General features: G+C 43.3%; 18 protein-coding genes and 2 pseudogenes. 11 read left to right on the forward strand and 9 right to left on the reverse strand.

The annotated features are described in order from the left end of the window. Nucleotides 1-260: 260 nt before the first annotated feature. From BFI01S_RS11175 to BFI01S_RS11185, 3 genes are all read right to left on the reverse strand, one after another. Nucleotides 261-3,008 carry a dynamin family protein gene (locus BFI01S_RS11175; RefSeq protein ID WP_061792693.1) on the reverse strand — a complete coding sequence of 916 codons (2,748 nt, stop codon included), beginning with the start codon at nt 3,006-3,008 and terminating at the stop codon, nt 261-263. Between the two features lie 325 nt (nt 3,009-3,333). After that, complete coding sequence (locus BFI01S_RS11180) at nt 3,334-4,536, reverse strand: MFS transporter (protein ID WP_061792694.1); 1,203 nt, start codon at nt 4,534-4,536, stop codon at nt 3,334-3,336. Nucleotides 4,537-4,712: 176 nt separating this feature from the next. After that, nucleotides 4,713-5,477 carry an alpha/beta hydrolase gene (locus tag BFI01S_RS11185; protein WP_061792695.1) on the reverse strand — a complete coding sequence of 255 codons (765 nt, stop codon included), beginning with the start codon at nt 5,475-5,477 and terminating at the stop codon, nt 4,713-4,715. A gap of 284 nt (nt 5,478-5,761) precedes the next feature. Between BFI01S_RS11185 and BFI01S_RS11190 the strand changes: the two genes are divergently transcribed. The 3 genes from BFI01S_RS11190 (at nt 5,762) to BFI01S_RS11200 (ending at nt 8,378) form a co-directional block, all read left to right on the forward strand. Beyond that, nucleotides 5,762-7,453, forward strand: a complete 1,692-nt coding sequence (locus BFI01S_RS11190; protein ID WP_061792696.1) for a glutamine--tRNA ligase/YqeY domain fusion protein — start codon at nt 5,762-5,764, stop codon at nt 7,451-7,453. A 124-nt stretch (nt 7,454-7,577) separates the two neighbouring features. Further along, a complete protein-coding gene (locus BFI01S_RS11195) occupies nt 7,578-7,928 on the forward strand; it encodes an ASCH domain-containing protein (protein ID WP_061792697.1) in 351 nt (116 codons plus the stop codon). Nucleotides 7,929-7,937: 9 nt separating this feature from the next. Then, nucleotides 7,938-8,378 carry a hypothetical protein gene (locus BFI01S_RS11200; RefSeq protein WP_061792698.1) on the forward strand — a complete coding sequence of 147 codons (441 nt, stop codon included), beginning with the start codon at nt 7,938-7,940 and terminating at the stop codon, nt 8,376-8,378. Nucleotides 8,379-8,533: 155 nt separating this feature from the next. Here the strand turns inward: BFI01S_RS11200 and BFI01S_RS11205 are convergent, their stop codons facing one another. Then, on the reverse strand, nt 8,534-9,259 hold the full coding sequence (locus BFI01S_RS11205) for a glycerophosphodiester phosphodiesterase (RefSeq protein ID WP_061792699.1): 726 nt from the start codon (nt 9,257-9,259) through the stop codon (nt 8,534-8,536). Nucleotides 9,260-9,460: 201 nt separating this feature from the next. Between BFI01S_RS11205 and BFI01S_RS11210 the strand changes: the two genes are divergently transcribed. From BFI01S_RS11210 to BFI01S_RS11225, 4 genes are all read left to right on the forward strand, one after another. Continuing rightward, complete coding sequence (locus BFI01S_RS11210) at nt 9,461-10,912, forward strand: TerD family protein (protein ID WP_061792700.1); 1,452 nt, start codon at nt 9,461-9,463, stop codon at nt 10,910-10,912. A 187-nt stretch (nt 10,913-11,099) separates the two neighbouring features. Next, nucleotides 11,100-11,918 carry an MBL fold metallo-hydrolase gene (locus BFI01S_RS11215; RefSeq protein ID WP_235831160.1) on the forward strand — a complete coding sequence of 273 codons (819 nt, stop codon included), beginning with the start codon at nt 11,100-11,102 and terminating at the stop codon, nt 11,916-11,918. Between the two features lie 112 nt (nt 11,919-12,030). Next, entirely contained in the window at nt 12,031-12,378 is a 348-nt protein-coding gene (locus BFI01S_RS11220) for a hypothetical protein (protein ID WP_061792702.1), read from the forward strand. A gap of 170 nt (nt 12,379-12,548) precedes the next feature. After that, complete coding sequence (locus BFI01S_RS11225) at nt 12,549-13,454, forward strand: D-2-hydroxyacid dehydrogenase (protein ID WP_235831161.1); 906 nt, start codon at nt 12,549-12,551, stop codon at nt 13,452-13,454. A gap of 243 nt (nt 13,455-13,697) precedes the next feature. Here the strand turns inward: BFI01S_RS11225 and BFI01S_RS11230 are convergent, their stop codons facing one another. Beyond that, nucleotides 13,698-14,621, reverse strand: coding sequence for a DMT family transporter (locus BFI01S_RS11230; protein WP_235831159.1), 924 nt, complete (start codon nt 14,619-14,621; stop codon nt 13,698-13,700). Between the two features lie 335 nt (nt 14,622-14,956). On the opposite strand from BFI01S_RS11230, the pseudogene BFI01S_RS23985 reads away from it, so the two are divergent. After that, nucleotides 14,957-15,058 (forward strand): annotated as a pseudogene (locus BFI01S_RS23985) (ribose 5-phosphate isomerase A); the annotation flags it as partial. A gap of 8 nt (nt 15,059-15,066) precedes the next feature. Here the strand turns inward: BFI01S_RS23985 and BFI01S_RS11240 are convergent. Genes BFI01S_RS11240 through BFI01S_RS11255 form a run of 4 tightly spaced genes read right to left on the reverse strand, consistent with a single transcriptional unit; the run spans nt 15,067 to nt 16,323 of the window. Beyond that, a complete protein-coding gene (locus tag BFI01S_RS11240) occupies nt 15,067-15,360 on the reverse strand; it encodes a cupin domain-containing protein (protein ID WP_061792705.1) in 294 nt (97 codons plus the stop codon). After that, nucleotides 15,354-15,710, reverse strand: a complete 357-nt coding sequence (locus tag BFI01S_RS11245; RefSeq protein WP_061792706.1) for a TRAP transporter large permease subunit — start codon at nt 15,708-15,710, stop codon at nt 15,354-15,356. The genes BFI01S_RS11240 and BFI01S_RS11245 overlap by 7 nt, the downstream gene beginning before the upstream one ends. Before the next feature lie 28 nt (nt 15,711-15,738). Beyond that, nucleotides 15,739-16,014, reverse strand: coding sequence for a bifunctional 4-hydroxy-2-oxoglutarate aldolase/2-dehydro-3-deoxy-phosphogluconate aldolase (locus BFI01S_RS11250; RefSeq protein WP_309229179.1), 276 nt, complete (start codon nt 16,012-16,014; stop codon nt 15,739-15,741). 36 nt (nt 16,015-16,050) lie between these two features. After that, nucleotides 16,051-16,323 (reverse strand): phosphoheptose isomerase family protein, encoded by a 273-nt coding sequence (locus BFI01S_RS11255; protein ID WP_174521689.1) that lies wholly within the window; start codon nt 16,321-16,323, stop codon nt 16,051-16,053. A 49-nt stretch (nt 16,324-16,372) separates the two neighbouring features. On the opposite strand from BFI01S_RS11255, the gene BFI01S_RS11260 reads away from it, so the two are divergent. The 3 genes and pseudogenes from BFI01S_RS11260 to BFI01S_RS11270 all read left to right on the forward strand — a co-directional run bounded on the left by BFI01S_RS11260 (nt 16,373) and on the right by BFI01S_RS11270 (nt 18,047). Beyond that, on the forward strand, nt 16,373-16,573 hold the full coding sequence (locus tag BFI01S_RS11260; RefSeq protein WP_061792708.1) for a substrate-binding domain-containing protein: 201 nt from the start codon (nt 16,373-16,375) through the stop codon (nt 16,571-16,573). Nucleotides 16,574-16,915: 342 nt separating this feature from the next. Then, nucleotides 16,916-17,254 (forward strand): annotated as a pseudogene (locus BFI01S_RS22495) (insertion element protein); the annotation flags it as partial. A gap of 16 nt (nt 17,255-17,270) precedes the next feature. Next, nucleotides 17,271-18,047 (forward strand): DUF7683 domain-containing protein, encoded by a 777-nt coding sequence (locus BFI01S_RS11270; protein ID WP_061792710.1) that lies wholly within the window; start codon nt 17,271-17,273, stop codon nt 18,045-18,047. Nucleotides 18,048-18,129 lie beyond the last annotated feature (82 nt).

The raw sequence follows: 18,129 nt of genomic DNA on the forward strand, positions 1-18,129 counted from the left end.
AGAAATCAAACCTGTATTTCTATTTTTTTGCCCTTTTTGTATATAAATTGTTGTTTTTTAGCTTAAGAATCCAGCCCGTTGATTTCCGCTACAGGCACTCAGCAAACCCGCGGGGCGGGCGGTGAGCCTCCTCGACGCTGTGGGTCTGCGGGGTCTCACCTGTCCCGCTACTCCCGCAGGAGTCTCGCACCTTCCGCTCCAATCAACTCAGTGAATAAAATTAAAACATAAAAAAAGGAAGGAAAACTCCTTCCTAATGGTTAACGATATTCCTTAACTCTTTCCCCTGCTGAGGTCATCCATTCAAACTGGCGGAGCTTCAGGTCAAATAGTGTCAGGGGATCCTGGTAAATCTCAGGATTTTTGCGCATATCGCTTAATGCTTCTTTATTTTCTGCAATGTTCGTATATGTCTCTTCAACTGTATGATTCAATACGTCAAACGGATTTCTGAAGAACATCTTAATATCCCGTTCAAGCGATTTCTCGAAGAGTTCGAATTGCTGCATGAATTTTTCGGTGATAAATTCTGCGATTTCGCTATAGTCTTCATGCTCAATGAACTGTTTATATTTATTATGGAGCATGGTTTTATTCTGCTGAATCGCTCCAAGCAGCTTTCCTGCACTCTTGAGCAGGAACTGCGATGGCGAAAAGCGGTTTAGAATGTTGGCCTTTTCCAGCTGAACACTCCCGCGCGTCATCCGGTCCGCGTCGCGGCGCCAGTCATCCAGAACCTTGAAGTCACAGTCCAGTGCGATTTTCTCCTCGCCGTATAGCTCATTGAAGCCTTCGCTCATCTCATCCAAATATGCCTGGCTGCTTCTGAACTCTCCTTCACTTTCCGTAATCCACTCCTGAATGGAAACATGAAACTCCGGCAAAACCGTCTCTTCGATATATTGATGTATCCGATTATTCATTTCATCATTTAACTCAGAATGGATTTTTCCAAAATCACTGTCTTCTGTCACCATTTCTGAGCAGTTCCGGAGCAGCTCCGGAATCTGCTTCTCAAGATCCGCTCTCATTTCATCTTTAATCTTACTGTAAGATCTTTTAATCGTCCGGACCTTCTCTTCTTCCATATCCATCAGCTGATTATTGGCACCCTTTAGTTTAGTCACCATCTCTTCGTTCCATTTAATCGTATCAATCAAGCTGTTTTCCATCTCAACACGTTTTTCAAGCAGGAACTTGATGGATTTTTTTATATAGTAAAGAACCTTTGCTGTACGCTCTTCTTTCTGGTTCCGTCCATCCATTATCGACTTGATAAAGACGGCTAAATCATTGAGCTGGCTTTCGCTTTCATAATAGGCGGAGAAAGCAAACACCTTTGCTTTTGGGAAATAGGTATGAACATGGGACTGAGTTTCATCAAGAAGCTCTATAGCATCCTGGCTGTCCGGAATCCGATCCATTTTACTGAGAAGGAAATGAATAGGCAGTTCCGGAGCCTGCTCTCGCATTCTTACAGCAAGATCCAGCTCTTTATCTGTCAAAGGGGAATCCGCATTCAGGACAAACAGCATGCTGTCAGCAAAATGAAGATATTGGAACACACCATTTCGGAACTTACTTTGACCCGCAAGACCTGGTGTATCGATGACAGCAAGTCTATTACTCTGTAAAAAGTTGAATGGCATTTTGCAGCGGATGAGCGTCTGCTTGCTTTTCTCCGCACTTTGCCTAAAATCCTCAAGATCAGAAATGCTTCTGACTTCCTCGTCCGTAATAGCATGGATTTCCGTTTCATCACTATCCTTGAACAGCACTGAAGCTGAGGTAGAATCCCCCATCAGCTCTTCACCGAGAAGAGTGTTCACAAACGAGGATTTTCCATTTGAAGCTGCACCGGCAATCAGCAAATGCCCGGAATCCAAATCAAGGAGCTCACGGACCATCCATTCAAAACGCTCACCCATCAGGACGCCTTTTTCCTTTGCCCATTTCATGATATTTTCGAAAAGCTTGAAGCTTTCCTCCAGACCTTCCTGATAACGGACAGAACGGTTCACAAGGCTCTCTGCTTCACTGACAGCAGAAGAATCGATATTGGATGGGAATATTTCGCTCCATGCCAGCACTGCCGACGCCGAAACAAGATAATGAGAAGGGGCAGCTATTTTCACCCAATTCGTTATGTGATTTGGAATCAGATGGGATAAATCCCGGATTAAATGCTTGCCGCTGATCAGTTCAAGATAAGTTTCTTTGTAAAGCTCCGAAAGCACGCTCCATGTATGTGAGCGCCCCGGCTCCATATTCAGGAGAAGATGATTATATTCTTTCAGCCATGAGAAATACAGATCTGATGTCTTGTAGCTATCCCACAGAGCCGCTGATAAACCTTCAAAGTGAGCATGATCTGCACGGTATAAGACCGAAAGCGCCTCACTGAAATAGTTCGGCTCCATTTTTGCTGTCCGCCCCTGTTCCACATACGAATGAAGAACTTCAAACCAGGATAGGGATTCCGTCCTGATTGCTTCATTGACAGCCAGCTCCACTGCATTTCCCCAATCACTGTGTTCTTCGAAGAATCCGCGTGCCAGATCGGTCACATCCGGATAATCCGGATTTAACCGGACCGCCTCTTTAATGGATTCAACAGCCAATTCAAGCTTGCCGCGCTGTATGTAAAGTGAAAACAGCTGGAGGAGCACTTCAGTCTTTAACACCTCTGAATCTGTTTCAATTGATTTATAAAAGTCCTCTGCATTTGAAAGCAGATCTAATTCAAAATAAGCATCAGCCATATTTTTCTGAGCCCATGGCCCCAATTCATTCGGAATGCTTTCCCACTTAAAAATGGCGGCTTCATAATCCTTGTTAAGGAAATAGACTTCCCCCTGGGCGAAGCGGATATTGGTTAAATCAGGCACCTCGTTCAGCTGCTCAGCCACATACAGTTCACCCAAAACCCTGATCGGATGCACATTTTCATTAGATTCCATGAAGGTCTTATAAAAGGTTTTGCTGATTAGCTGCTTCTCTAAAGTCATCTTGATCCCCCGCAGTGCTATTTTTAAAAGTGCGCCTAAAAGCGGCGGCTTTTAAAAGAATTTTATTGATCCAGCCTGCTGATCTTTATCAGCATGCTTTATAAAAAAACGCATAATACGCCAATTTTCATCCTTTATCCTTATATTGTAGCAAAAATTTTTCTGCAAAAAATTTCATTTCTCTATCATTTTTGAAACATTGCTGTATTCCTGTGTAATATTTTTAATAGTTAGAATCAGCTTCTCTCTATTAATACCACCTCAAATCAAAATAAAAACTGGCAGACAGAAAAATATATTCCTGTCTGCCAGTATTCATTCTTCATTATGATGCTTGCTGCGGCCGGGCGGCCCGGCGCTGTCTCCCATAGAGGACTGTAACAGCCATCCCAAGAATCAGGAACACACTTGATATTTGGAATAGTGCCGCTGTTTCCACAAACTGTGCAAGCACCCCGAACACAAGCCCGCTTAGTCCAATGCCAAGGTCGATGGAGGAGAAGAACATTCCGTTTGCCACACCGCGCCGGTTGGATGGTGTCATCGACAGCGTCCAGGACTGCAGAGTAGGAATCAATGAGCCAAATCCAATTCCAAACAAAATTCCGCTAATGATAATAAACAAATTCGAATGAGCGAAAGAAAGTACCCACATTCCTATGAAAGTCAGGAACGTACAAAGCAGCACAAGCCCCATCGGCCCCCGCTGGTCAAACCACTTTCCGGCAACCGGCCTTGAGAGCGATGCCATAATCGCATTAAACAAGTAGAAAAGGAATATCTGATCAATGCCGCGCTCTTCTCCGAAAATAACGATGAACGTTACGATGGAGCCATATCCAAATGTCACAATTATTGTGATAAACGCAGGAAACCAGCTGGATTTTTCAACTAAAGAGCCCAGGTAAGAGAATTTAAGGTCCGCTTTCCTTGTTTCCATAACCGCTTCAGGCGTTTCGTAGCGGACAACGGCCAGGAGCACAATGGCAATCACCCCGAGTAGGCTTGAGATATAAATAAGATTGGTAAAAGAGGTAATCTGATATAGGTAGATTCCAAGACTTGGAGCAATGATCATTCCAATCGTAACACTGAGGCCATAGTAACCCATTCCCTCTCCAAGCCTGGAATTAGGCACTACATCTACAGCCGCTGTCCCATTCACAGTAGTTGACCAGCCCCAGGCAAGCCCATGAATGAATCGGAACATCAGAAAAATCAGCACCACGCTTGAAAGAGGATAAATAATGGTTATTGCCAAAAGCGCTGCCGCCCCAATCAGCACCAGCTGCTTTCTTGCTTTATATTCCAGCATGAATCCAATGAAAGGCCGGCTCAGAACGGCTCCAATCGAAAAAAGTGCCGTCACCAGCCCAATTTCAAGACCAGTTGCCCCTATGGACTTTATATATGGAGGCAATGTTGGAATCAGCATCTGAAAAGACATAAAAATAAATAAATTACCGACCATCAGCATAATGAAGGACTTTGTCCATAAAGTCTCTTTTGCAGCCTTTTCCAAGTGCATCCCCCGCTTTCCTTTTATCTCCAGAATAAATCAGTTAATTATTTCGCATCACTAAATACTACCATAACTGGTTGGAAAAAGGAACGGGAATTTGCATGATATCAAATCATAGATTGAGACAATGAAAATCTCCTTTATAAGTCCATAAAAGAAGGAGCCTGATTAAGCTCCCCTCGTCACCCCTGCAGACTGCTTGTTTCCAGTGTCCGCCGCAGAAAATGCAGTGTTCTTTCTATTATGATGTCCTGATCGTTATCCAGCGTTGCCACATGATAGCTGTTGTCCAGGGTGACTAATTCCTTGGCAGCAGATTTAATGCCGCTGTATATTTCCTGTGAATTGGAAGGAGGAACTACATGATCTTCTTTTGAGACAAAAATCAGCGCAGGACAAGTCACTTTATCTAAATCAGCTTTCACCTTTTTCATCAGTTCGGTTATTTCACCAAGCGATTTAACCGGTGTCTTTTCATAGGCAAGCTCTTTTATATCAGGATTTTTTATGTCTGAACCAATTGCATCCAGGAAACGGACATCCTTAAGGCTGGCTGCTGCCGCCATATCAGGAATCTCAATAGCTGCATTAATCGGGATGATCCCCTTAATCTCCGGATATTTTTCGGCCATATACAATGTCAGGGTGCCGCCCATTGAGAGACCCGTAACGAATATCGTACTACAGCGCTCTTTCAGCCACTGATAGCCTTCTTCAACAGAATGAATCCAGTCCTGATAGGTCGTTGTTTCCATTTCTTTATAATGTGTCCCATGTCCCCTCAGCCGCGGACCGCAGACTGTATACCCTGCATTGGCATAAGCTTCCCCAAGCGGACGCATACTTTGAGTTGAACCGGTAAAGCCATGAGAAACAAGAATCCCAATCTCATTCCCTTCAAAATAAAAAGGTTCTGCTCCTTCTAAAACCGGATACTTTTCAGACATATTCCTTCCTCCATTCAACAGATTATTTCCTAATTAAGATATATTCTTTCCACATCCCTCTATCCCTCCTTGTTTGAAAGTATTTAACATTTTTGTAAAACTTCACATCCAGCCTTCAGAAAAACTTTTTTTCCAGACTGGTCTTGTTTATAATAGATAGAATGAATAGAGAGTATTGCCCTATAGACGATAGCAAGCATTGCTAAGGGAAGTTTCGCTTTATTTTCCTTCCCGATATTATTAAAATAAGTACTAACTACATAAACAGAAAGGCTGATACCGGTTTGGAAAACAATTCAAATTTTATACGAACGATTATTAAAGAGGATCTGGAGTCGGGCAAGCGCAAAGAGGTCATTACCCGTTTCCCGCCTGAGCCGAACGGTTATCTTCATATCGGACATGCCAAATCGATTGTCATCAATTTCGGCCTGGCAGACGACTTTAACGGCAGGACGAATCTTCGTTTTGATGACACGAACCCGCTTAAGGAAGATCAGGAATATGTGGATGCCATTAAAGAAGATGTTAAATGGCTTGGCTACGAGTGGGAGGAGCTTCACTTTGCTTCGAATTACTTCGAGGAAATGTATAACCGCGCCGTTCTTTTAATTAAGAAAGGAAAAGCTTATGTGGATGACTTAAGCCAGGAGGAGATTCGCCAATACCGCGGAACACTGACCGAGCCTGGAAAAGAAAGCCCATTCCGCAGCCGTTCAGTTGAAGAGAATCTTGATTTATTTGAACGTATGCGCAAGGGTGAATTCGAGAACGGAGCAAAAGTTCTTAGAGCGAAGATTGACATGTCTTCCCCGAACGTGAACTTGCGCGATCCGGTTATCTACCGTGTTTCACATGCATCTCACCATAATACAGGTGATACATGGTGCATCTACCCGATGTATGCTTTTGCCCACCCGCTTGAAGATGCAATCGAAGGGGTTACCCATTCCTTATGCACTACTGAGTTTGAAGACCAGCGCCCGCTATATAACTGGGTTGTCTCAGAGTGTGAAATGGAAAGCACCCCACAGCAAATCGAGTTTGGCCGCCTGAATATTACTAATACAGTAATGAGTAAAAGAAAATTGAAGCAGCTTGTAGAAGAAAATTATGTTGATGGCTGGGATGACCCGCGCATGCCGACGATTTCCGGTTTAAGACGCAAAGGCTACACTCCCGAGGCAATCCGCGAGTTCGTAAAAGAAACTGGTGTGTCAAAAGGCTCAGGTGTAGTGGATGAAGCGATGCTTGAGCATTTTGTGCGCGAAGACCTGAAAATGAAGGCTCCCCGCACAATGGGTGTACTTCGTCCGTTAAAGGTTGTAATTACGAACTACCCGGAAGATCAGACTGAAATGCTTGATGCAGAAATCAATCCGGAGAACCCGGAAATGGGCATGCGCCAAATTCCATTCTCAAGAGAGATTTATGTAGAGCAGGACGACTTCATGGAAGATCCGCCGAAGAAATATTTCCGCCTCTTCCCTGGCAATGAAGTCCGTTTAAAGCATGCTTACTTCATCAAGTGCAACGATGTCATCAAGGATGAAAATGGCAATGTTGTCGAGCTTCACTGTACATATGACCCTGAAACTAAGAGCGGAACGGGTTTTACAGGCCGCAAAGTAAAGGGAACGCTTCACTGGGTGGATGCCAAAAGTGCCATTCCGGCTGAATTCCGTTTATATGAGCCATTGATTCTTGACGAAGATGCTGATCATGACGCAGAGGCAGATACGGATGAGACTCTTGAAAACGAAGCAGAAGGCAAAACGTTCCTTGACTACGTGAATCCGAATTCACTAGAAATTGTTCATGGTTTCATCGAGCCAAATATGAAGGATGTAAAAGCCCAGGATAAGTTCCAATTCTTCCGCCATGGCTATTTCAATGCAGACCCAAAATATACGACAGCAGAAAAACCCGTCTTTAACAGGATTGTTTCACTGAAGAGTTCATTTAAATTGAAATAGGCATTAAGCTTGAGGGATTCTTTCCTCAGGCTTTTTTACCCATAAAACGATTAATAAACTGCCTTTCCGCAGGAAAGTATGGTAAGGTTTTAAAAGTAAGCATTTACATAAGGAGGAATAGATTATGTCAAATCAGCATGACCCAAATACATTACCGCCGAAAACATGTTCAGTAGACCGCATGGTTACCGTTAAAGAGGACGTTGAAAAGGTTCTTGCAGGAAAGAAAACAGCTACACGCCGCAACGGCCGCTATGCTGATGTGGGAGAAATCATGACACTTGAGGGACAGGACTTTGTTGTAGATAAAGTTTATTCACAATCCCTTGGTGAGTTAACAGACGAGCATGCGCGCCAGGAAGGCTTCGAAAATTTGGAAGACTACAAGCAATCCATCCTTTCCATGCATCCGGGAATGCCTTGGCTTCCGCAAATGCGTGTATGGGTTCATGAATTCAGCGCAGTGACGAAGTAATCTGCCGGAATGGACATATTGTACCGAATACTGCTGTATATCCATGTCAGCAGTGCCATTCTTTCTGTTGGACCATTTTTTATTCTGATCCCAATCGTCAATAAATTGGGAACGGCTCATCACGGGGTCCAGCAGGCATATATCGGCATCTTCAGGACGTCCGTGCGCCTTGTCAAGCATGCAGGACATGTACTTGTAGGCTCGGGTATCCTTTTAATCGTGAACAGCCACTGGGCCTGGACGACATCTTGGGTCGTCGCCACCCTTGCAGTCATGGGAGGCTCAGTCTTTTTTCTCGCCCGGGCCTTCACTCCTGTCCTTAGGAAATTTGATGAGCAGGGAGCAGATCAGCATTTCCTAATCAGAAAGCTCACCCGCTCCGTCTGGATCTATCTATTTTTGTTAATGCTCATGCTCTGGTTCATGGTAGCCAAGCCGGTGCTTTGGTAGGAATCAAAACAAGCGCTAATGATGTGCGCTTGTTTTTTTATGCATGGATAAACCCATATTGCCGCGGTTTGATGCAGCGTTTTTTACTTTTACTGGAGAAGCGGTGTCTTATGCGGATGCGTGGATAATCAGAATTTCCATATCCAACAAAATCATTATTTCAAAAACCTTTCCGGAAAATCAGTCATAATCACTTCTACTCCGGCATTAGTTAAAGATTCGCTGCGGGTTTCATCATTTACGGTATATACCCGCAGCGGAAACCCTGCTTCCATTGCTCTCCTTCCAAGCTCGGATAGGGCAAACCTCTCTTCACAATGAATACTGTCTGCACCGATTTTTTTTGCCATATCAAGTGTATTTTCAGGAATGCCTTCAATCAAATAACCCGTCTGTATCGTTGAATGATAGTCCCGGACTCTCCTCAGACTCTCCGCATTGAAGGATGAGATAATGACACGCTGTTCCAATCCATACTTAAGGATAAGGTCAATCACCTTTTTTTCCATCCCGGGATAGACAATCAAATCATTTTTCAATTCAATATTGATCAGCAGTTCGTTGCCCTCCATCGCCGCCCATTTTAAGAATTTCTCCAAATCGGGGATTGTTTCTCCGGCGTTCACTTCCGCAAACCAGCTCCCGGCATCAAGCTGCAGGATTTCTTCAAGGGTCATGTCCTTAATATAGCCGGTTCCGCCCGTCGTTCTGTCCACCTTTTCGTCATGAATGATCACAAGCGTACCATCCTTCGCCATCTGCACATCCAATTCAATGCCATCTGCTCCTGCCTCTAAAGCAGCCTGGAATGCTGCCATCGTGTTTTCCGGAAAATGTCCGCTGACACCGCGGTGGGCAAATACTTTTGCTCTCTTATTCAACTTATCTCCTCCTATGACCAAAACATCATCATTAATATTCTATTCTACAACCAGTCCCAAAATCATTTATTTATTCCAAGAAAGCCCGCTCAAGTTTCACTTCGCATTAGATTCCATTATAATGAAAACTATGAAACTTCTTTCTTTCCAGTACGTATAACAAATTATCCATACATAAAAACGAATTTAGGAGTGAAATCTGTGGGAGTTCGATTGAGCAAGGGACAAAAAGTAGATTTGACCAAAACCAATCCTGGTTTGCAGGTTGTGATGGCAGGATTGGGCTGGGATGTCAGCCACAATCAATCTCAATATGACCTGGACGCTTCAGCATTTTTAACAGGCGCATCCGGCAAAGTGCAAAGTGACAGTGACTTTGTGTTTTATAATAATCCATCCGGCGGTAACGGATCGATTCTCTACAGCAGTGACAACAGAACAGGAGCCGGCTCCGGGGATGATGAGCAAATCCGCATCGAGTTGAATAAGGTGCCGCAGCATATCCATCGAATTGCGTTTACTATTACCATTCATGATGCTCAGATGAAAGGACAGAACTTCGGACAAGTTTCAAATGCCTATGTGAGGATTTTTAATGCCATGACGAACGAGGAGCTGATCCGCTTCGACCTTGGCCGTGATTTCACTGTTGAAACAGCCATCGTCGCTGCAGAGCTTTACCGTCACAATGGGGAGTGGAAATTCAATGCCATTGCAAGCGGATTTCAGGGAGGATTAGCTGCCCTCTGCCGCAATTTCGGTGTTTCCGTTGATGATGAGCCTGCTCCAAGTCAACAGCCGTCATTCGGCAATGGCCCATTTCAGCAGCAGGCAAATTACGGACAGCAGTCTCATGGATTCAGTCCACAGCAAAGCCAGCAGACTCAATCAGGCTACAGCCCGTCGTCTTTTGGCCAGCCTGCCTACAATCAGACTGCATATAGCACGCCTCCTTCCCAGCCATCTGCCATGGGCGGCCAAACCGGTTTTGGACAGCCGGTACAGGCTCAATCCTATACAGATGGAAATATGGCCTGCACCCGCTGCGGATCTACTAACATCCGCACCGGACAAAAGGGATTTGGCCTTGGAAAAGCGGCGATTGGAGGACTCATCCTTGGCCCTGTAGGACTTCTTGGCGGCTTTATTGGAAAAAACCAGCTGAAGCTCACCTGTAATGCCTGCGGCAATTCATGGTCGCCTAACCAGACAGATTATGCACAGTGGGCCAATGACCAAAAACGCCGTGCACAGGAGCTGTTCACCCGATTCAAGAGCCAGGATGTCATGGACGCCGTTGTAGCTTCATGCGCTCTTGTCGGCATGGCAGATGGAAGGCTCGATCCATCTGAACGCCAAAAGATGGTCGAATTTGTAAACAGCAGCCAGGAATTAAAAGTGTTTGATACCCAAAAGGTGATACAGCAATTCAATATGTTCGTCCAGCGGATTGAGATGGACCCGATCATCGGCCGGGCTGAAGCCTTCAAAGCAGTTGGCCGGGTAAGAAATAAGCCCGAGATCGCCCGCCTCGTAGCCCGTTATTGCATCGCGATCGGTTATGCTGATGGGAACTTTGATCAAAATGAAAAACAGGCTGTTACCGAAATCTGCATGGAACTCGGCTTAAACCCGCATGAATTCCTGTCATAATTTGTGATATAGCAGACTCTGCCTCATCCAGGCAGAGCTTTTTTTTGCATTTATTCCCTCCGCCTCCTGAATATGCCGCATACAAAGTTAACATGCGGGTATACTCAAAAAGATAAGAGGTCTGTTATTTTAAAAAATTTGCAGGGAGGTAATATTTTTGAAGGAAAGTTCATCAACTGAACGCTATATGCCCATGACTTCCTCCACGAGCGGGATGATTGTAAACGAAGCGGATGGAGTTTACTGCCTGACAGTTCAGATTGTCAATGTTTGTTTTGTGCGAATATCAGAAAAGCCCGGCGACTGGGTTCTGGTTGACGCAGGCATGCCAAAATCTGCAGAGAAAATCATGGATGCCGCTGAAGAGCTTTTTGGAGAGAACGCCAGACCGAAGGCCATTATTCTTACACACGGCCACTTTGACCATGTTGGTGCAATTATTGATTTGGTAGAGCTCTGGCAGGTTCCTGTGTACGCACACACACTGGAAATGCCATTCTTAACCGGACAGCAGGATTACCCCAAACCTGACGCGAGTGTTGAAGGCGGACTTGTTGCAAAGATTTCCCCCACCTTTCCGCATGAAGGCATCGATCTCGGAACCCATATTCAGTCTTTGCCTGGCGACGGAAATGTTCCCCATATGGAAGGATGGAAATGGATCCACACACCAGGTCATACCCCTGGCCATGTTTCCTTGTTCAGGGAATCGGATCGTGTGCTGATTGCAGGTGATGCTTTCGTGACAGTGAAACAGGAATCCTTATACAGTGTCCTCACCCAGGAACAGGAAATCAGCGGCCCGCCCCGCTATCTGACGACAGATTGGGATGCGGCCAGGGCATCCGTGCAGAAACTTGAAGCACTTCAGCCGGATGTCGCCATCACAGGGCACGGCATTCCCATGGCTGCCGCTGTATTAAGGGAAAGCCTCACCAGACTTGTAAATGATTTCGATGAAATTGCCGTTCCAGACCACGGAAAATATGTAGACGGGGAACGCTAGAAAAAAAGCAAGGTCCAGCAAAACGACTGGATCTTGCTTTTTTGATGTTTAAAACAATCAAAAAAAGGAAGAGTATAGAAAAACGAATCTTAATAGTTCAGGAGGTTCATATATGCATCTTGAAAACTTTACAGGTCATAAGATCCAAATAAAATTCAAGAACTTTCCAAATGATCTCGTCGGCTCCATTACTGGCATTTTTCAGCCTGATGAGTGGTATCTTGTTAAACTGATCAAAACAGAAAGCATGGGAATCTGGGTTGAGAACCCTTGCTTCAAGCGAACAATGGTACAAAAAGAAGATGGTACCAACATTCCGGAAGAACAGCAAAAGGAAGAAGATTGCGTCACCCATTTTCTGATCCGCTGGGATTACATCAGCTCTGTCATTACCTTTCCGGACAAGACGACGCTAGGTGTTGATAAGAAAGCCAAATTAATAGGTTTTCAGCCCTCTTAATAGATAGATCATCCCCGGTGCTTTACACCCGGGGATTTTTTATTAGAAAAGTTTCCTTTTATAGACTATGATATATTTACCAACTTTTCAAAAAATAATATGGAGGCACACACATGACAAAAAGAACCTGTATCATTACACATGATGTGGAACCCTCATAGCTTGAAAGAATAAATGAAATCATTCCCGATTGGGAGCTCATTTCCGGCAAGGATCCCGCAAACTGGCAAAATGAAATGAAAAAAGCCGAAGTCATCGCCGGCTGGAAAAAGGAACTTAAAGAGATGGTCCTTGACGGAGACAGCAAACTCCGCTGGTTCCAGTCCTGGAGTGCAGGTGTCGATTCCCTCCCCCTGGCAGAAATGGAATCACAGGACATCCAGATTACGAGCGCCAATGGTGTACATGCCTACCCTATTTCTGAAACCATTTTCGCTCTCATGCTCGGGCTCACCCGCAAAATCCATACATATGTAAAAAATCAGCAAGCCAAAGTATGGCACCATTCCGGATTAAAGCTCGAAATACATAATAAAACCATCGGCCTGATTGGCACAGGTGCCATCGGAAAAGAAACGGCCAGGATTGCCAAAGCATTCGGCATGAAGGTGATTGGAGTCCGTCGCTCCGGAAGACCTGAAGAGTATTTTGATGAAATGTATACGTCCGGACAGCTGAACGATGTGCTTCCGCAATGTGACTATGTTGTGGTCACCCTTCCGCTTACACAGGAAACCCGGCAGCTATTCGGAGCCAAACAGTTTGCTCTCATGAAGGATTCTTCCTTCTTTATCAATATCGGCCGGGGTGAAATTGTAAAGGAAAGAGATTTGATCGACGCACTGCAGAACGGCGTGATTGCCGGTGCAGGGCTTGATGTATTTGAAAAAGAACCGCTTTCTAAAGACAGCCCGCTGTGGGAGCTTGATAATGTCATCGTTACTCCGCATACAGCCGGATCAACGGAACACTATACCAGACGCGTGAATGAAGATATATTTATTCCCAATTTAAAAGAGTATATAACCAGCGGTATACCAGGCATTAATCTCATTGATTATAAAAAGGGATATTAATAGAGAGGGCCTTGCAGATGCAAGGCTTATTTTTTAAGCTACGATATAAAACCCTTCTTCTTCCGACCATTCCGCACAGAATATTTCTTTGATATCATGATAGCCTTCGGTTTTAATGGATTCCAAACATCCAAGCGCCTCCTCTCTTTGTAGCCTCTCTATTCCCCTTAGCGGTCTTTGAATACACCTTTCCCACTATTCCACTTTTTGCAAAAAAAGAGATCTCTATGACAAGAGATCTCTTTACATATACTGGCTGTTTTCTTTTCTCCGCTTCCTGAAAACTAAATCCTCTAATGCTCCAGATCCTGAAAGGACACCTCCCACAATAAGAACCAGCCCGAGCAAATGGTTGATGGTGATAACTTCACCAAGGATCAGCGCCGAGCCTGCCAGTGAGAAAAAAGTATTAAGGTTCAAAAAAATACTGGCTTCTGCCGGCCCGATATTACGGATGGCTGTGTTATAAACCATGTGGCCGACAGCGGTTGCCAATACGGCAGATGCGGCAAATGCAGCCCAAACATAGGCTGGGGCATCTGATATGCCCTTAAGCCCTCCAGGTTCCATTACGCTCGCCATTACAAAAAGGATCACTCCTCCAAAAACCAGCATATAGCCTGTCAGCAATCGCGGATCAAGCGTTTTCGAAGCCTTGCTGATCACAATGAAGCTAAGAGCCTGTGAAATAATGGACAGGAACACAAAGAAATCGCCCGGAGTTAAGCTCGATATCCCTTTATTTCCTGAAAGAACAATAAAAGTCACGCCTGCGCCGCCAAGCAGAAACCCAAGCACCTGAATGCCTGTAGGCTTATGGCGCAGCAGAATGGAAGACAGTATGGCTGTCAAGAGAGGTCCCGCACCTAATATAAGCCCTCCATTCACCGCACTTGTCCCCGTTAGGCCTATAGCCAGAAAAAGATGGTGGCTGACAACACTCAGAAGGCCGCCAAAAACAATGTACGAGATTTCCCTTAAGCTCGGCTTCCTCACTTTTCCCATTATGCCTAATATTAAAAACACCGTTATGCCTGCAGTTAATATTCGCAGAGAAGTAATCGAAACCGGAGGAAAATAACTGACAAGAATTTTAATTATGCTGACATTCAATCCCCACAAAGCCATGATGGAAGTGAGGAGAATGTATGTTTTTATGTTCTTCACATCGATCCTTCTTTCAATAAAATACAAATTCATGTAATTTGTATCATTTTATCATATTTCAAATGGGAATATGTCTATTTAAAGCTTTAAAAAGTGAAAGGGAACGGGCATGAAAAACACCCTTCTGGGCAAAATAACCTTCAGCAGAATGAAGGGAGGGATCTGTTTGTCACCCGCTCAAGATAAATTTTTCAATAAGCTCGTTCATACTCAAAGGAACCTGACCCATCAGGGTTTAGAGTATTGGAACCAATATTCCCACCTTGGCACATGGCAATTTTGGACTGTCGCATGTAGCAGCCGGGGAAAAAGCGGCCGACTTCGTAAAAGACGGTATGATTATTGGATTAGGTTCAGGATCTACAGTGTATTGGTTTTTAAAAAGGCTTGGTGAGTTAGTTAATGCTGGTCTAACAGTTAAAGGAGTTCCCTCTTCTTTTAGAAATTACATATTAGATTGCCAATTCGAGTGAACTTTTCTTATTGGAGTAAAAATATCCAGGATAATACATTCTTCTATCACCTTTACCTTATGCTCAACATTAGATGGAATGTATTGAATATCTCCTTTAGAAAGGATTCTTTTTACTCCCCTTATTTCGAATTCCACTTTTCCTTTTTCAATATAACTAATCTGTTCTTCAGGGTGCTGGTCAATATCACCTGTAAATCCTTCTGCTAGTTCTACTTTTACAGCCATCAGTGAACCGTCACTGTTTAAAACTTCTCGTTTTACCATGATGTCCCCACAAATAGGAAGAATGCAATGATAATTAAGATGAAAACCCATTTCGCCCAGACATTATTAACGAAAAAGTCTTGAGCCATTGTAGATAATTGATAATAACTCATAAGTTCTCCGAGCGCACTTGCAGCAGCAAGGGCAAATAAAGAAAGAGAACTTAACGCTAAAGTATCCATAAGTATTTTGGGCATGTCTGACAGCTTTAAAGTTTTATAGAAAAACATGCTGATTAATAACGTATAAAGAGACGCCACAGCGGCAGCTTCAGTTGCTGTGAAGAACCCTGATATAATTCCTCCGATGATAATAATTGGGGTAATTAAGGCAGGAACTGTCTCATACACCAGCTTTAAAAATTGCTGGACAGTTGCTCTAATTGTTAAGCGAAGGAGAAACGATGAATTGGCTGCCTGCCATTATGGCGGCTCTGGCTGTTTCAGGACCTAAAACTGTTCCTGCCCCCACCAGCACTTTATCGCCAAGCTCCACTCTTACTTTTTCAATCATCGCCATGACTCCGGGAGTTTCAGCGGTAACTTCCAATACTTTTACTCCGCCGTCATACAGAGCACTAGCGATGGGCACTATATTCTCTGCAGTTGCTTCACGTATAACAGCAACAATGACTTGCGCTTTAATAAAATCCACGGCTTGCAATTTGTTTTACCTTCCCTTCGCTTGCATCTATTCCAAATTGGTATGTCTCTTGGTCATTTCTTCATAAGCTGTATCCTGATTATCTGTTTGCAATGTTCCAATGATAATTGCATCGAGAACAAGATGGACTGATTGGTCAAATTGATTGCCGAGCGGCTGAATAGTGCCTGGTTCACCCGGTCTGCGGTACTTTGTGGCAGCCGGAATGACGAGTATCCCATCACATATGGAAGCAATTTTGGACTCTTTATTTGTGGTTATCGGAAAAACCTTTGCTCCCATTTCTTTTGATTGAAACATATCTCATTGGCCCTGTTACTTCTGGATTAAACGTAAGATCCTTAAATATGTGAAAGAAAATAATTTAAAAGTACCGGAAGACTTGGCCATTATAGGGATTGACGATGTCTCTTTTGCAAGCTTCTATGAACCGGGATTAACGATCGTTGCACAGCCGGCTTTTGAAATAGGCAAGAAAGCAGCAGAACTCTTATTGAACAAGATTCAGAAAAAAGCTGGCGCAGAAGAGAAGCTTGTTTATCGGTTTTGAGCCAAAACTAATTGTTAGAGAGTCGTGTTAATAAAACCGAAAAAGGAGTTAAGCCATGAATGATGTAATTACAATCGGGGGATGCAATGCGGATTAACTCAAACAAAATTTTCAAACGTTAAGGGAAAACCCAGTCGTTATAGGCTAGTCGGAAGCACCAGGTCAAATAGTAAGAAGATTAAATGTAATCCCGACCCTATCAATCCAACTAGTGGGATGACACTCGATTGTCACACCGTTCCTCTTTCCAACTGGTCCATAGCCCTTGAAATTGAAAGGCTAATAAGGATTGAAACCATTAAAGATTGGGAGCCAGAATATCAGTTTCATAAAGAAGTCTGTGTTGATTGCACCACGGACCTTTCATCATATGAACCTGACCAAGTAGCTTCAATGATTTTGGAGGTAAATGATAACGCTACTAATTTCTTTATCCAACAGATAAGGAGAAGATTGTCCATTCTTGAAAGACCGCTGACAACCGCTCGTGGTGATGGAAAAAGCTATATTTATTCGAACTTTAATCCAAAGTACGCTCAGATGCATTAACCATTTTAAGAACCTATTACAACTTTTGTTTTCCGTATAAAACACCTGACGATGAAAAACTTACTCCTGCACAACAGCTAGGAATTACAAATAAGAAAATTCAATATAAATGATATAATTTATACAAGATGAATTGAGGAGGAGTAGGTTGGTTAATCAAATAAAATATCAGTGGCGTGTCACAAAATACAATCCTGATTTCAGGGATGAAAATGGGCACTATACTTTAATTGAGGAGTGGACTTGTCCTTCTGAAATAGGGAAAACCATTAACGGGAAAGAATTCACTTTGGATGAATATCTTCAAATTGAGGCAGCTTATATAAATTCCGCAATTAAATTCATTGAGGAAAGCGGTATAAATTCACTGAGAATTCTAGGGTTAGAATGCAACATTTCAGAAGAAGATAGGACATCTCTTTTATACGAAAAGGAATTTGAAAAACTCGTTCTTAAAGAAGACTTGTTAGTAAACAAAAATGAAATTCGCCTGATTTGCAAAATGATTTTACGAAATTTTTTATGGTGTGAGTTGTATAGTAAAGATAATTTCTTCGTACATTTTGGTTGGGATTACTATATGTTTATTGGGTCCAATGTTAATTGTCTATCTGCTATTGAATTTGCGACAAATAATGGACTGTTTGTAGAACAATGTCAGTCTCCTTATTTTTTCTCCGAAGAAGAAACAACTAGGCTAATTAATTGGAATGAAATTAACGATGAGTCAAAAGGAGTTGTTGGTGAAGAGGAACTTATAGACATTCCGCTAGACGAGTACCGAAGAATTTTAAAATTATCCGCAGAACATCCAGTAACAGGCTATTTTGAAATTAAACAAGAACAAATGGAATTTTTCCAAAGTTTTTTGAAACATAAAATGGATTTTAATAAGTATGAGTATGGTTTTTGGGGTGGACATTAAAGCCAATTTCAAAGAGGAAGCAAATATGCTTCCTCTTTTGCTGTTTTAAGTGATATTTTAGCTGTTATTTTTGTTGCGATTT

The organism is Cytobacillus firmus NBRC 15306 (assembly GCF_001591465.1).
Lineage (GTDB): Bacteria > Bacillota > Bacilli > Bacillales > Cytobacillaceae > Cytobacillus > Cytobacillus firmus.